This window comes from Imperialibacter sp. EC-SDR9, assembly GCF_902498805.1.
Lineage (GTDB): Bacteria > Bacteroidota > Bacteroidia > Cytophagales > Cyclobacteriaceae > Imperialibacter.
Map to the genome: position 1 here is coordinate 39,590 of NZ_LR701603.1, position 14,431 is coordinate 54,020.

A 14,431-nucleotide genomic window follows, 5' to 3' on the forward strand; every position below is an offset into this window, starting at 1 on the left:
AATGTATCTAGCTAAAAGAATTCTTGTGCTGCTGTTGGTAACAGTGGCATCCTGCAATCCCCCAAAGGAGGTTCCCACTCAGCCTGAGAAAAAGGCCGTGAAGAATATAATCTTCATGGTGGGCGATGGTATGGGATTAACCCAGGCAACCGCCGGTCTTGTTGCCAACAACTTTAAGCTTAATCTTGAGCGGGTGCAGTATGTGGGGCTAAGTAAAACTTTTTCCAGCGATGCACTGATAACTGACTCAGCTGCTGGTGCTACAGCTTTTTCTATTGGTGAGAAGAGCTACAATGGAGCCATTGGTGTTATGCCTGACTCCACTTCCCGAGAAACCATACTCGAAACAGCTGGCAGTAAAGGCCTGGCAAGTGGCCTGATCGCAGTTTGCACGATTACACATGCTACTCCTGGTTCCTTTTATGCCCACCAGCCTTCCCGAAATATGCATGAAGAAATTGCTTCAGATATGATTGACTCACCACTCAATTATTTTGTCGGTGGAGGGAGAAAGTATTTTGCAACCCGAAAGGACAGCACTAGCATATTGCCGGCGCTGGAGGAAAAAGGATTCAGTTTTGTTGAAAGCCTGGACGCATTCAAAAGCAGTTCGTCAGAGAAAATTGGCTATTTTATAGCCGATGGTGACCCTGCCCCTGTGGCTAAAGGCAGAGGGCCAATCTTGAGCGACGCTGTAGAAGCGATGCTGCCAAAGCTTGCGAATGACCCCGAGGGCTTCTTTTTGATGGTAGAAGGTTCTCAGATTGATTGGGGTGGGCACTCCAACGATTCTGACTATATCACCTCTGAGATGATCGATTTTGACAACGCCATAGGCAAAGTGCTCGACTTTGCTGCGAAAGATGGTAACACCCTGGTGGTGATTACTGCCGATCATGAAACCGGTGGCTTCTCCATTGCTGAGGCAGAAGACCCATGGAAGTTTGAGCCCAAGTTCACTACGGGTCATCACACTGGTACTATGGTTCCTGTATACGCATTTGGTGCTGGGTCTGAAGCCTTTGCCGGCATCTACCACAACACCGAGATTTACCACAAGATGATGAAGGCCTACGGCTGGAAATAACCTAGAAAGTGTTTTGAGCTTCCGACACATTCTGGCTGGAAGCCCAAAACATTTGCTTCAAAATGTTACTTGATAATACTCACTTCGCCTTTCCATGTCTTACCCTTTATCGAGTTGGTGAGCGTATAAAAATAGACACCTGACGGCCAGTCTCCGCCAGCCCAATCATTTTGATAGTCTTCAGTTTCAAAAGCTATGTCGCCGTCTCTGCTCACTACCTTGAGAGAAGACAAAGGCTTGATTCCTTTGATAAAAAACTGATCATTGAATCCGTCCCCATTAGGTGTAAAAGCTGTGGGAATAATCAGGGGTTCTTCAATTAGATTAAAATTATCGATAAGGATATTGCCATTGGTTGTGCGATTGCCTTCGGGCGTTGCGACGAACACCAGGTACCTCAAATTGTCCATTTCAGGTCGGATTACTTCCTCAAAATGTATCCACTCAGTGTTGTCTATCAGGGGAGACTCCCATAAAAGCTCCTCCGTAAGGCAGCTTTCTGTGCCCCCGTACACGGTAAGCTTGATCGGTCGGTTGACCCATATGAAAGTGTTATTGTCGTCATATCCCATGCTATCAGCGTGAGCCAGGCTTACGCTAATCACATAAGGAAAACCTGCAATCATGGGAAGGTTGAGCCTGGTTTCCATGTCTTCCCTCACTTCGAAGGGTTCGACAGGAAGGCTTCTGGTAACAATACCGATATACGTGTTGCCATCATCGGCAGGCAAGGTCACACCATATGAAAAAGGCTGGGTGTCAGGGGTGCTTTCTGACGAACAAGGGTACCAGAAAGCTGGTGGTCGGTTCGGGCGATTGGCTCCTTCAAATGATTTGTTGTTGACCAGCTGGGCCCAGCCGGTCTGTTGAAACGTACAAGCAAATAATAACAATACCAGGTTCTTCATTCAGTTAAATATTGCCTGAGGCTTTTCAATTCAATGACAATTTCTGGCTCTACACAAACACCTAAAGGTAAACAGAATTTAGCCTTATTTTGAAACTATCTTGGTCAAAGCGTCTATCAGTTTATCAAGCTCTTTAATGGAGGTATACAAATGCGGAGCAATCCTGGCGCCCTGTATATCATCGTTATCGATTGCCACCGTAAATATCTTGTATTCGGAATAAAGGGTATTTACCAGCTCATTCGGAGACATTCCTTCAATGCCTATATTGCAAATGGCATAGGACTGACCTTCCCCCAACGGTGTGTTTATCTTTATTTTGGGCAGGCTTTTTACCTTACTCACCCAGTAGTGTTTGAGGTAGTTCAGTCGTGATGCTTTTAGCTCACTGCCAATGCTCTCGTGAAACCTGATGGCTGCTGCTATCGATAGTTGATTGGAGCAGGGTTGCGTGCCAAAGTGCTCCAGCTTTTTGATGTCGTCTTCTTTAAAATCAGTGTCGCCGAAAAGTGGCCAAACTTTGCTTACGTTTCCTTTTTTCACATAGAGCAGGCCGTTGCCCAGTGGGGCGCATAACCACTTGTGCAAACTGCATGCGAAGTAGTCGCAGTCCAGTTCGGATATTTTGAATGGCACATGGGCAAAAGCGTGGGCACCGTCCACAATCACTTCAATGCCCTTTTTATGGGCCATGGCACATATTTCCTTGATTGGCAGCACCTGGCCGGTCAGGTAGGTCATGTATGATACCAGCACTACTTTGGTCTGGCTGGTGATTGCTTTTTCTATAAGCTGCACAATTTGCCCTTGCGAATCGGGTATCAGTGGAAGGGAAGCCACCTTTATCGGCGTGCCAAATCTCTTCTGCCGTTGATCGAGCGCCTGAATCATGCTCGGGTACTCTCTGTTGGTGCGGAGAATCTCCTCGCCTTCTTTTAGCTTCAAGCCCTGAATGACTATGTTGAGCGATTCAGTTGTGTTTCTGGTCATGATGAGCTCATCGGCTCCGCAGCCTGCAAAACCTGCTAGCTGCTGCCGTAAGGCGTCTCTTTCTTCAAACTGCCTCCGCCTCATGTAGAAGCTCGGCGACTCATTGATCATCCGAACATTGTCAATTTGATCCTCCAGGGTCACGTTGGCAGCCGGGCTAAAGTAGCCAGCCTCCAGATTGATAAAATGTGGGTTCTGCACATAGCATTGCTGCACCTGGTACCAAAACGATTCGTCGGTTACCAGTTCAGCGTCAGATTTATCTAAGGGCCTTTTCAAGGTGAGCGAGCTGTTTCTTGAGCTAGCCAGTGGAAGAAATGCAGCGCCAAGGGCCGCTTCACCTGTTTTTGTTAAGAATGATCGCCTGTCAATCATGGATATTTTTTGTTCAATAAAGCAAATTCTTCGGATGTAAGCACGGTCGTTTAGGGGTATGTTACAGAAAGTTTGTCTTATAGGTACTTTCCAAGAAATACATAGGTTTCTTGTTTTCTGTATAAATACCACCCTTGCATTAGCGGGTGGTATTTTTTATGCCCGATGGTTTCTGCAAAGAGATATCTTTCTCATGTGATTTTGCGTTATATTCCCAGACATTTTTTCTATTTCAATTCCAAGACTATGAATCTCAACAAGGTACTTTGTGCCGCACTCCTGACCCTTCTTTTTTTTCCGGCTCTTTCACAATCCTTTAATGGTCGGAACCTCGCCGATCACATGCTGATCAAGATAATGGATAAAAGCCTATACAAGCAGGAATATCCTGTCGATGGCTCTCCTTATTTGAATCCAGAGTTTATTGAAGGAGAAGTTTACACCAGCAAGGGGAATTATGCTGAGGTGCCTTTGCGATACAATATTGATTCGGATGTGATAGAGTTTAGTCAAAACGAAGCCGTTTATGCGCTTGATCCAGAGCCGAGGATAAAGAAAGTGGTGATAGGGGGAAATGTGTTTGTGGTCGACAAAGGAGAAATAATAGGTAAAATGAATGATAGCTTTTATTTGCGGCTTGACAGTGGTAAGGCGCAGTTGCTGATGAAAAAAGCAGTGTCGTTCAGAGAAGCTCAGCCGGCTCAGGCCATGCAGGCGGCGTCCACCCCGGCCAGGTATCAGAAGATGCCAGATCAGTATTTTTACAAAATAGGAGATGGCGGGGTAATGAAAATCGGCAGTATCAAGAAATTGATCGAAGAGTTTCCTGACAAACAGGAAGAGCTCAGTGCTTTCGCCAAAAAGGAAAAGATATCTCCTAAAAATGAGAAGGAGCTGATCAGCTTTTTTCAGTATTACAATTCTCTCTAGGCCAACACAGCATCGTTTCTTTTCAGCTAGGCACACTTCACTTGCTCTCCTCATTTCATTTGTAAACAGGAAATAAATAATCGACATATCATTTGGTTTTAGGAATCAAATCTGCTTACATTAGATTTGGTTTTAGGAATATAATACGTAGACTATGAAGTTAGGAGCATTTGAAGAATTGGTATTACTAGCTGTAGGCTCACTGGGCGATGAGGCTTATGGAGTAGCGATAAAGGAAACGCTACAGCAAAAAATTGGCAAAAATCCCAGCATTGGTGCCCTGCACTCTGCCCTTTACCGGTTGGAGGATAAGGGCTGTGTAACGTCTGAGGAAGGCGGTGCGACAACAGAACGGGGTGGTCGCCGGAAGAAGTTTTATAAGCTGACGGCCTATGGCATTACCATGCTGGAAGAAGCCAATCAATTGCGAATGGAGTTTGCCCGTCAGGTGCCAGGGCTAAACTTAAGCACGGAGTAAGTCGTGCCCACAGCGACAGATCAGATTTTTTCGCTGTCAGTTTACTCACAAGCTGGTGGCACGACTTATAGAAAAAGCCATGTCAAATAGAAAGATACATCCACCCCGCCTCGCCGACCGCTTCCTGCAGTGGTTCTGCTCTGAAGAAGTGCTGGAAACGCTTCAGGGGGATTTGTATGAGCTATATGAGAGGCGGAGAGAGAGAAGGGGAAAGCTGCTGGCCGATATTTACTACGCATTCGACGTGCTAAGTGCACTTCGGCCATTTGCATTTGAAAGGAAAAGGTCAAACTCAAATTATACAACGATGTTTCAACATTACTTAACCATTTCGTGGCGAAACCTTCGGGTCAACCGCCTCTACTCGCTTCTTAATATATCGGGACTGGCCGTCGGTTTAACCTGCGGCATACTTCTGCTATTGTGGATTTCGCATGAGCTGAGTTATGATACTTTTCATAAAAACCAGCCAAACATCTACCAATTGATGCGTCATGAGGTAATGAGCGGTGAATACTTCACAGGCGATGTTACGCCTGCACCATTAGGGCCGAGCCTCAAGAGTGGCATGCCCGAAGTAGTTTTTGCTACCCGTACGCTTGGGGCTGGCAAACAGCTGGTGAACGCAGGGCACGAAAACACCTATGAAGCGGTACTTTATGCGGATCCCGATTTTTTTAACATAATGACCTTCCCGTCTGTTACGGGGAATGCGATAGAAGCTTTAAATTCTCCCGGCAGTGTGGTCATTACCGAGCGAACTGCCAAAAAGTTATTTGAGCATACGGACCCAATAGGAAAGGCGATCACCGTTAATAATACCGACGAATTTTTGGTGGCGGCAGTGGTCCGGGACGTTCCCACCAATAGCTCCATCCGGTTTGATATTGTCGCTCCGTTCAGCGGATATGAGCAAAACAGAAAGCTTAAATGGGATAATAATTCCTTCCAGACATGGATAATGCTTGCTCCGGCCACGAATTTGCTTGCCTTTAATGAAAAAATAGATGGCGTGGTTGAAGAGCATTTGGACAACGAAGAGGTTCATTTGTTTGCTTTTCCCATCGAACGCCTGCACCTCTATGGCCACTTTAACAACGGAAAGCCCGATGGTGGCAAGATAGTCTTTGTGTACCTTGTAGGAGCCCTGGGAGTGTTTATTTTGTTGCTTGCCTGTGTGAACTTTATGAACCTGGCCACGGCACGTTCTGAACGGAGGGCAAAGGAAGTGGGGATCAGGAAGGTGATAGGGGCGCAACGAAGGATCATTGTTGGCCAGTTTTTAACTGAGGCAATGATGATCACTTTTTTTGGCCTGTTCTTAAGCATTGTAGCGGTCAACCTCCTGTTGCCATCATTTAACGAACTCACAGGTAAGGACCTGTCAATGTCACTGGCCAACTGGCAACTATGGTCGTCTGTGTTGGCTCTCGGCTGGGTTACCGGCATGGTGGCTGGGAGCTATCCGGCATTTTTCCTCAGTGGCTTCAAACCTGTACAAGCCGTAACGGGTCTGGGTAAAGCTGGAAAGGGAGCTTCTATTTTCCGTCGTGCGCTGGTAACGTTTCAATTTTTTGTGTCCATCTTCCTGATTATATCTACCATTGTCATTTATGTCCAACTCGACCACATTCAGGGCCGGCCACTGGGATACGACCAGGAAAACCTGATCGAACTACCGGTGCGTGGAGACATGGCCAAAGCATTTGATCTTTTTAAGAATGACCTGCTACAAGTGCAGGGCGTAACGGCGGTATCTGCCGGAGGAGATAATCTCATCAGGGTAGGTGGAGGCCTCACTGGTTTTCAGTGGCCGGGAAAGGGGCCCGACGAAGATTTCCCCATCAACATTACCTGGGTGCATTACGATTGGGTGGAAGCAAGTGGCTTGACAATGGCAGATGGCAGAGATTTCAGCCCGGCGTTTGGCGCCGACTCCCTGGCTTGTTTAGTCAACGAAACCGCCGCCAGGCGAATGAGGTTGGAACAGCCTGTGGGAACTCACCTGGGCGACAATAATTACATTGTGGGTGTGGTAAAGGATTTTGTATATAATGACCCCACCAGCGATCCCGAGCCCCTTGTAATTTACCTTGGAACTAACCGGATCAGCCATATTTTTGTGCGCTTTCAGAACGACCAGGACTGGCAGAAGAGAATTGGTCAGATTGAGGAAATATTCGGGAGCTACTTTCCGACTTATCCCTTCGAAATGCATTTCACCAAAGATGAGTATCAGAAGCGCTTTGAGGTGATTCGGTCAATGCGTGGCATGGCCATTCTTTTTAGTGGATTAGCCATCTTCATCGCCTGTCTGGGCTTGATAGGTCTTTCAGCTTACGTGGCCGAACGACGAAAAAAGGAAGTGGGTATTCGTAAAGTGCTGGGTGCCACAATTTCGAATATAAGTATCGCTCTTTCTGTGGATTTCCTTAAGCCTGTAATTTTGTCCTTTCTTTTGGCAGCGCCCCTGGCAGGATGGCTGTTTGACACGGGATTGGACGATATTGACTATAGGATAGAGCTCTCCTGGTGGATATTTGCCCTGGCCGGGGGGCTGGCTTTGTCGCTGGCATGCCTGATGGTGAGTTATCATGCTATTAAGGCGTCAACAGCCAATTCTGTAGAGTCCCTGAGAACTGAGTAATCTCTAAAAACAATTTATTCTTGCCTTCGGTACGGTTGATATATGTTATATATAGTATAACATATATCAACTCTTTCCGTATATTTGTTATACTATATATAACTAATAGCAAATGGAAAAGGAATACATAGGTGAACTGGAAGAGCTGGTGTTGCTCTTGATCGTTATGCTGAAGGATGATGCCTATGGGCTGGCCATCCGCAAAGCATTGAAGGAACAGGCGAGCCGCACGGTAACCATTGGGGCTGTGCATGGGACAGTGAATCGCCTTGAAGGCAAGGGGTTTATTGAATCGAGACTTGGTGGTGCCACCGAGGAAAGAGGTGGCAGGCACAAAAGGATTTTTAGCCTCACCGCTTCTGGCAGGAAAGTGTTGGAAAGGAGCCGTGATGTGAAGGTGAATTTGTGGAGGCAGATTCCTGAATTGGCCATCAATAAGCTGGGATAATAGTCTATGGCTGCATCCAAAAATCAACGACCTCCCAAGTCGGCAGACAAACTCCTTTCATGGTTCGTCAAAGACGACCTGCTGGATGAAATCCTGGGCGACCTCTCAGAATACTACCTGGAGCTTGCTGACCGGCCCAAGTGGAAGAGGAGCCTTTTCTACTGGTTCCATGTGCTCCATTTTCTGCGGCCATTTGCACTGAAAAGATTCATAAGGTCAAACTCAAATTATACAACCATGTTTAAGCACTATTTCAAAATTTCCTGGAGGAATCTCCTTCGGAACAAAGGCTACTCTCTCATCAACATTGGTGGATTGGCGGCTGGGATGACGGTAGCCATCCTCATCAGTCTGTGGATCTACGACGAACTCTCTTTTAATAAGTATCACAAAAACTACGACACTATCGCTAAAGTCTACCGTACCAATAAATTTGACAGTTTCGCCAGCACGGTTCATGCGCCGGGGCTTGCCTCTGTACTCAAGACCGACTATGGAGATTTTTTTGAAGACGTGGCACTTGTGAGAGCCAGGCTGGAGGAACGGGTTATTGCTGTTGGAGAAAAGAAGTTTTCACAAAGCGGCTACTTTATGCAGGACGGTGGGCCGCAAATCCTGACGCTTGACATGAAATACGGCAGCCAGACCGGGCTGAAAGAAATGAACTCCATTATGTTATCGTCATCACTTGCTGGCAAGCTTTTCGGCGAGGCAGACCCTGTTGGGGAGATGGTGACCATGGATGCCACCACCAGCCTACAGGTGACTGGTGTGTATGAAGACCTTCCGAAAAACACTGAATTCAGTGAAGCGTCCTACCTGGCACCTGCCGAGCTATATGTAAATGGCTGGACAACACTCAATGTGTGGGATAATTACTTTACCTACATCTATCTCCAAATCAAACCAGAGCATTCGTTTGATGAGATATCAGCTACCATCGCTGAGGCAATGATGCCTCATGTTGACGAAGAAACAGCAGAGTCAGAGCCGAGAATATTTCTTCAGCCAATGAGCCAGTGGCATCTTTATTCGGAATTTGAGAACGGCACGCCGGTGACAAGCCAGAGGCTGAAAGCCGTTTGGTACAATGGCATCATTGGCGCATTCGTGTTATTGCTGGCCTGCATCAATTTCATGAACCTCAGCACAGCCAGGTCCGAAAAACGTGCCAAGGAAGTTGGGATACTCAAAGCTCTTGGTTCGCACCGCAGTCAGCTGATACAGCAGTTTTTTGGTGAGTCCATGCTGGTCACTTTACTTGCCTTTATAGTCGCCATTTTCTTAGTAGTGCTCACGCTGCCCTGGTTCAATGTGGTGGCAGCGAAGGCCATGGTATTCCCATGGACAAACCCTCTCTTTTGGCTGGCCGTTTTATCGATTGTTCTGGCAACGGGATTGTTGGCTGGTAGCTATCCTGCTCTCTTCCTTTCATCGCTTAATGCTGTAAAGGTACTGAAGGGAACTTTCAAGGCCGGTCGTTTAGCATCGTTGCCCAGGAAGGTGTTGGTGGTCATCCAATTTACCGTGTCGATCAGCCTGATCATTGGCACGCTGGTAGTGTATCAGCAACTGGAATACGCCAAGAACCGGCCTGTTGGCTATTCCAGGGAGGGATTGATCTCGCTGAGGAGTGCTTCGAAGGAGTTCAAAGGAAAGTACCTGGTGCTAAGAAATGAACTGAAGCAAACAGGCATGGTGGAGGAAATTGCCCAGGCCAACTATTCGGTGACTGACACCAGGGGCTGGAATGGTGGATTTGCCTGGCATGGAGAAAAATATGAGCAGACATTCAACACTATTTTTGTGACGTATGAGTACGGCAAAACCGTCGGGTTGCAATTCGTTGATGGCAGAGACTTTTCCAGAGACATAACGAGCGATAAAAGTGGCATCATCATCAACGAGTCAGCCGCTAAGCTATTTGCGCTGGAAAATCCCGTCGGCGAAGAGCTAACATGGCAGGATAGGGGCTCATATACCATTCTCGGCGTAGTAAAAGACATGGTCAAAGGTTCCCCTTACGAACCCACCGATCCGTCAGTCATGTTCTTGGGAGAGTTCGATATGTCGTGGTTGTACATCCGCCTCAATCCTGATGTAAGCACACATGAGGCCCTCCCGAAAATTAGAGACGTTTTTGCAAAACTGACACCTGCCACACCCTTCGACTACACATTTGCTGACGAGGCTTATGCACTCAAGTTTGCAGAGGAGGAGCGAATTGGTAAGCTCGGGTTTGTGTTTGCTGGCCTGGCCATTCTGATTAGCTGTATGGGATTGTTGGGACTATCAGCTTTTGTAGCTGAGCAACGCATCCGGGAAATTGGGATAAGGAAAGTACTGGGAGCATCCGTAGCGAACTTATGGCAAATGCTGTCGAAAGACTTTGTGGTGCTTGTCGTTATTTCCTGCCTGGTTGCCATGCCTTTGGCTTGGTATTTTATGGACAGATGGCTGGATAGCTTCGTATACCGATCTACGATAAGCTGGTCGGTTTTTGCCATTACCGGTGCCATTGCCTTGCTGATTACCCTGGCTACCGTAAGCTTTCAGGCTATCAAAGCAGCAACGGCTGATCCGGTGAAGTCATTGAGGACAGAATAGTTGGCTATTCCTAAAAGCTGAGAATTTCGTATATTTCACTAGTAAAAGTGATTTGCTATGGCTACAGAAGTAATGAAGCGGTTGATTAATGTAGACGAATACTACAAAATGGCAGAGGTGGGCATACTGAAGCCAGGTGATCGTGTGGAGTTAATTAACGGTGAAATATATGAGATGAGTCCTATTGGAAATAAGCACTATAGCGCAGTTAATAAGGCCAGTAACTTTTTGAAAGAGGTATTGCTTAAAAGCGTGATTGTCAGTGTGCAGAACCCCATCAGAATCAATGAGGGAAATGAACCGGAGCCTGATATTTGTTTGCTAAAGCCCCGAAGTGATTTTTATGTCAATCAATTTCCGGGGCCTAATGATGCTTTACTTATTATAGAAGTAGCTGATAGCTCACTTCAGTTTGACAGGGAAGTAAAAAGTGTCACATACGCACTGGCAGGCATACCTGTTTATTGGATTATTAACCTGAAAGAAAACGTTCTGGAGGTTTATAGCGATCCGGGGAAAGGCAGATACCAATCATCTTCGTTCAAAAATATAGACAGTAAGGTATCCCTTCCAATCATTGATTTGGAAATACCTGTTAGTGAAATAATGATTTGAGATTCACATGGCTGTAGAAGTAATGAAGCCACTCCTTCCCAGAAGTGATTAATAGCCTCTCTCAGAGGCTATTATTTTTTTGTATCTATTTAACGTGAGTTCGATATAAGAATGTAACAAAACATCACCGAGGGGCGTCATTGCGGAAATTTTCTTCAGATATTTTTCTCATCTGAAGAAAATTATCCGCAATCTCTGCCCCCAAGACATTTGAGATTCCGGACAAATATTGGCCTGTTTGAATTCTAGGCCAATATTTTCCGGAATGACGACATTTTTATATCGAACTCACGTTATTTACTTAACAAAACTGAAACTAATATATTATCTTCACGTTTGTTAAGTAAATGAAATGGCAAATGAAGGAACAATCAATCGGTGAATTTGAAGAGTTGGTGCTGCTGATGGTAGCTGCGCTTCACGACGAAGCATACGGGGTCGCAATACTCGAAAACCTGGAAGAAAAGCAGGGTAAAAAGGTCAACATAAGTGCGATTCACGTAACACTGAAGCGACTGGAAGACAAAGGTTTTGTCATATCCAGGTATGGCGGAATTACTGGTGAGCGGGGCGGTCGCAGAAAGAAGTATTACATCATTACTGCGCTGGGTAAAAAGCTGCTCGACAGCCAGTATGCCCTTCGCACCAGCCTGTACCAGCAAATTCCAAAAATATCTTTTGGATGAGGAGCGTCCAGCCCCCCAAATACCCCCTCCGCTTCCTCCGCTGGTTTTGCCGGGAAGACTACCTCGATGAGATAGAAGGGGATCTGATTGAGCTTTTCGAAAAGAGAGTGGAGAAATCGCCAAAGATGGCGAGGAGGAGGTTTGTGTGGGATGTGGTGAAGTCGTTCAGGTTAAGGAATATCAGGTCGTTTAGAAGTCAAAACTCAAATAATACTGTTATGCTGAAGAATTATCTCAAAGTGGCCTGGAGAAATATGCTCCGCCAAAAAATGTATTCGGCGGTGAAGGTCGGTGGATTTGCCGTTGGGATCGGCGCTTGCGTGCTCATTTCATTATTTATCAGGGATGAACTGAGCTACGATCTTCAATATCCTGACAACGACCGGATTTACAGGGTGATTGGCGAATACTACGAAACAGGTATCCCGGACAGACAGAGTTTTCTGCAGCCTCCGCTTGCCAAAGCGCTGAAGGAAGACTTCCCCGAGGTGGAAGAAGCGGGCAGGTTTTTATCGAGCAACCTTTTTGGTGCTGGAAGTAGCGAAGTCCGTCCTGCCGGGAGGGCACAGAATACCTATGAGAAAGGGTTTATTTTCGCTGACCCGGAATTTTTCCAAATCCTTGGTCTTCCTCTCATTTATGGTGACCCGGCCAGTGTGCTGACCGAGCCGAACACTCTACTGATTTCGAAAAGCAAAGCCGAAAAGTATTTTCCTGGTGAGAACCCCTTGGGCAAAGCCATTATTTTGAACAACAATACAGGAAATCCATATAAGATAGATGGTGTTTTTGAAGACTTTCCGAAGAACTCTCACCTCCGGTACGACTTTATCAGAACGCTGCGGGGAATGGAATTTGGAAAAGGCGAACAATATTTTTGGGGATCAAACAATTACCACACATACATCAAAATTCGGGCTGGATCAGATGCTTCTAAACTGGAAGGCAAACTGTCAGACATCACAGATAAATACATTTTACCTGCTTTGAAAGCAGGCGGTCAGCCGAACGCAGAGGAGATAGCAGGTCGAATTGGCTTTAAATTGCAACCAGTCGCAGACATCCACCTTAGGTCTGAGGGTATTAAAGACCGTCTTTCGCATGGTGATATCAGGTTTGTTTGGATATTCGGTGCGGTGGCGGCATTTATTTTGCTTCTGGCGGCCATTAATTTCATCAATCTGTCGACCGCCAAGTCTGCCAACAGGGCCAAGGAAGTTGGGCTTCGAAAAACACTAGGTTCTCAGAGCAGTAACCTTATCAGCCAATTCCTGACAGAATCGCTGCTGTTTAGTTTTTTTTCGTTCATGATCGGTGTTTTGTTGGCCACCGTTCTTCTTCCTTATTTCAACGAGTTATCTGGTAAGGCCCTGACAATGCCCTGGGCTGATTGGCAGTTTATCCCCCTGCTGCTGGCAGCGGCGGTAGTGGTAGGGTTGCTGGCAGGCATATATCCCGCCTTCTATCTGTCGGCCTTTAAACCGGCAGCTGTTTTAAAAGGAAGTGTGAGCCGGGGTACCAGGAGTTCTCGTTTGAGGGGCGGTTTGGTTATTTTTCAATTTGCCACATCTATCATTCTCATCGCTGGCACCTTCATCATTTACCGGCAGATGGAGTTTATTCTTAACCAGAAAATAGGCTTCGACAAAGAACAGGTATTGCTCATTCAGGGATCGAATTCGCTCGGCGACAATGCTGCGACCTTCAAAAATGAACTGCTGCGGTTGCCTGATGTGAAAAGTGCCACCGTCAGCGACTATCTGCCGGTGTCAGGCACCAAAAGAAACTCCAATGGATTTTACGAGGAGGGAAAAACGTCGGAAGGTGAGGCTGTCTACGGCCAGATATGGCGGGTGGATCCCGATTATGTTCGAACAATGGGGATGAAGATGGCTGAAGGAAGAGACTTTTTTGATCAAATGCCATCCGAATCTCAGTCGGTCATTATCAATCAAACCATGGCCAAACAGTTTGGATTTGAGGAGCCATTAGGTGAACGGATCACCAACGGTGGTGGTACGTGGAATGTGGTTGGGGTGCTGGAAGACTTTCATTATGAATCAATGAAAGAGGAAATACAGCCGCTTTGTCTGGTACTGGGAAATAGCCCACAGACCATCGCTGTAAAGGTAACGTCTTCAGACATGGCCAGTACAACGAAGGCGGTTACGGCTCTTTGGGACGAATTTGTGCCGCAGCAGCCTATCCGGTATTCATTTCTCGACGAGAGTTACGCCCGCATGTACGACGACCTTCAGCGGACGGGCAGTGTTTTTACCACCTTTGCCATTTTAGCTGTTTTGGTAGCGTGCCTTGGATTATTTGGACTTTCAGCTTTTGTGGTTGAGCAGCGGGGCAAGGAGATAAGCATCAGAAAAGTGCTGGGTGCTGGCCTGGGAAGTATCTTCCGGCTCGTGTCGATAGATTTTCTCCAGCTGGTGGTCGTTGCTTTCATAATTGCTACTCCCATTTCATGGTATTTCATGGAACGATGGCTTGAAGACTATATCTACCGGATTGACATTACCTGGGATGTGTTTGCTCTGGCGGGTCTTTTGTCGGTGGCGATTGCCCTGATTACTATCAGTTCAGAGTCGGTCAAAGCAGCTTTCATCAACCCCGTAAAGAAACTTAGGTCAGAGTAAGCCAAACGCCTGCGA

At 46.5% G+C, this 14,431-nt stretch carries 11 protein-coding genes; 9 read left to right on the forward strand and 2 right to left on the reverse strand.

The genetic code is table 11. From position 1 onward, the window contains the following. Window position 1 precedes the first annotated feature (1 nt). Window positions 2-1,087, forward strand: coding sequence for an alkaline phosphatase (locus GC130_RS21995; RefSeq protein ID WP_201568504.1), 1,086 nt, complete (start codon window positions 2-4; stop codon window positions 1,085-1,087). 65 nt (window positions 1,088-1,152) lie between these two features. On the opposite strand, the gene GC130_RS22000 is transcribed toward GC130_RS21995, so the two are convergent. Both GC130_RS22000 and GC130_RS22005 read right to left on the reverse strand, forming a co-directional pair. Further along, the gene (locus GC130_RS22000) at window positions 1,153-1,995 is read right to left on the reverse strand and encodes a gliding motility-associated C-terminal domain-containing protein (RefSeq protein ID WP_152000518.1); all 843 of its coding nucleotides are present in this window, start codon (window positions 1,993-1,995) and stop codon (window positions 1,153-1,155) included. An 84-nt stretch (window positions 1,996-2,079) separates the two neighbouring features. Beyond that, the gene (locus GC130_RS22005; RefSeq protein ID WP_152000519.1) at window positions 2,080-3,360 is read right to left on the reverse strand and encodes an aminotransferase class V-fold PLP-dependent enzyme; all 1,281 of its coding nucleotides are present in this window, start codon (window positions 3,358-3,360) and stop codon (window positions 2,080-2,082) included. 246 nt (window positions 3,361-3,606) lie between these two features. On the opposite strand from GC130_RS22005, the gene GC130_RS22010 reads away from it, so the two are divergent. From GC130_RS22010 to GC130_RS22045, 8 genes are all read left to right on the forward strand, one after another. Then, the gene (locus tag GC130_RS22010) at window positions 3,607-4,290 is read left to right on the forward strand and encodes a hypothetical protein (protein ID WP_152000520.1); all 684 of its coding nucleotides are present in this window, start codon (window positions 3,607-3,609) and stop codon (window positions 4,288-4,290) included. A gap of 154 nt (window positions 4,291-4,444) precedes the next feature. Then, window positions 4,445-4,768: a PadR family transcriptional regulator gene (locus GC130_RS22015; RefSeq protein WP_152000521.1), complete on the forward strand. Its 324-nt coding sequence runs from the start codon at window positions 4,445-4,447 to the stop codon at window positions 4,766-4,768. Between the two features lie 79 nt (window positions 4,769-4,847). After that, a complete protein-coding gene (locus tag GC130_RS22020; RefSeq protein WP_152000522.1) occupies window positions 4,848-7,415 on the forward strand; it encodes an ABC transporter permease in 2,568 nt (855 codons plus the stop codon). Between the two features lie 112 nt (window positions 7,416-7,527). After that, window positions 7,528-7,863, forward strand: coding sequence for a PadR family transcriptional regulator (locus GC130_RS22025; RefSeq protein WP_152000523.1), 336 nt, complete (start codon window positions 7,528-7,530; stop codon window positions 7,861-7,863). A gap of 6 nt (window positions 7,864-7,869) precedes the next feature. Continuing rightward, entirely contained in the window at window positions 7,870-10,470 is a 2,601-nt protein-coding gene (locus GC130_RS22030; RefSeq protein ID WP_152000524.1) for an FtsX-like permease family protein, read from the forward strand. 57 nt (window positions 10,471-10,527) lie between these two features. Beyond that, window positions 10,528-11,085, forward strand: a complete 558-nt coding sequence (locus GC130_RS22035; protein ID WP_152000525.1) for a Uma2 family endonuclease — start codon at window positions 10,528-10,530, stop codon at window positions 11,083-11,085. A gap of 359 nt (window positions 11,086-11,444) precedes the next feature. Further along, the gene (locus GC130_RS22040) at window positions 11,445-11,771 is read left to right on the forward strand and encodes a PadR family transcriptional regulator (RefSeq protein ID WP_152000526.1); all 327 of its coding nucleotides are present in this window, start codon (window positions 11,445-11,447) and stop codon (window positions 11,769-11,771) included. Further along, window positions 11,768-14,416 carry an ABC transporter permease gene (locus GC130_RS22045; protein WP_201568501.1) on the forward strand — a complete coding sequence of 883 codons (2,649 nt, stop codon included), beginning with the start codon at window positions 11,768-11,770 and terminating at the stop codon, window positions 14,414-14,416. The genes GC130_RS22040 and GC130_RS22045 overlap by 4 nt, the downstream gene beginning before the upstream one ends. Window positions 14,417-14,431: the final 15 nt, after the last annotated feature.

Excerpts from the sequence above, each read along its gene's own strand:
- GC130_RS22015 (WP_152000521.1), top strand. The coding sequence starts at position 4,445 with ATGAAGTTAGGAGCATTTGAAGAATTGGTATTACTAGCTGTAGGCTCA.
- GC130_RS22035 (WP_152000525.1), top strand. The coding sequence starts at position 10,528 with ATGGCTACAGAAGTAATGAAGCGGTTGATTAATGTAGACGAATACTAC.
- GC130_RS22020 (WP_152000522.1), top strand. The coding sequence starts at position 4,848 with ATGTCAAATAGAAAGATACATCCACCCCGCCTCGCCGACCGCTTCCTG.
- GC130_RS22025 (WP_152000523.1), top strand. The coding sequence starts at position 7,528 with ATGGAAAAGGAATACATAGGTGAACTGGAAGAGCTGGTGTTGCTCTTG.
- GC130_RS22030 (WP_152000524.1), top strand. The coding sequence starts at position 7,870 with ATGGCTGCATCCAAAAATCAACGACCTCCCAAGTCGGCAGACAAACTC.
- GC130_RS22045 (WP_201568501.1), top strand. The coding sequence starts at position 11,768 with ATGAGGAGCGTCCAGCCCCCCAAATACCCCCTCCGCTTCCTCCGCTGG.
- GC130_RS22005 (WP_152000519.1), bottom strand. The coding sequence starts at position 3,360 with ATGATTGACAGGCGATCATTCTTAACAAAAACAGGTGAAGCGGCCCTT.
- GC130_RS22040 (WP_152000526.1), top strand. The coding sequence starts at position 11,445 with ATGAAGGAACAATCAATCGGTGAATTTGAAGAGTTGGTGCTGCTGATG.
- GC130_RS21995 (WP_201568504.1), top strand. The coding sequence starts at position 2 with ATGTATCTAGCTAAAAGAATTCTTGTGCTGCTGTTGGTAACAGTGGCA.
- GC130_RS22010 (WP_152000520.1), top strand. The coding sequence starts at position 3,607 with ATGAATCTCAACAAGGTACTTTGTGCCGCACTCCTGACCCTTCTTTTT.
- GC130_RS22000 (WP_152000518.1), bottom strand. The coding sequence starts at position 1,995 with ATGAAGAACCTGGTATTGTTATTATTTGCTTGTACGTTTCAACAGACC.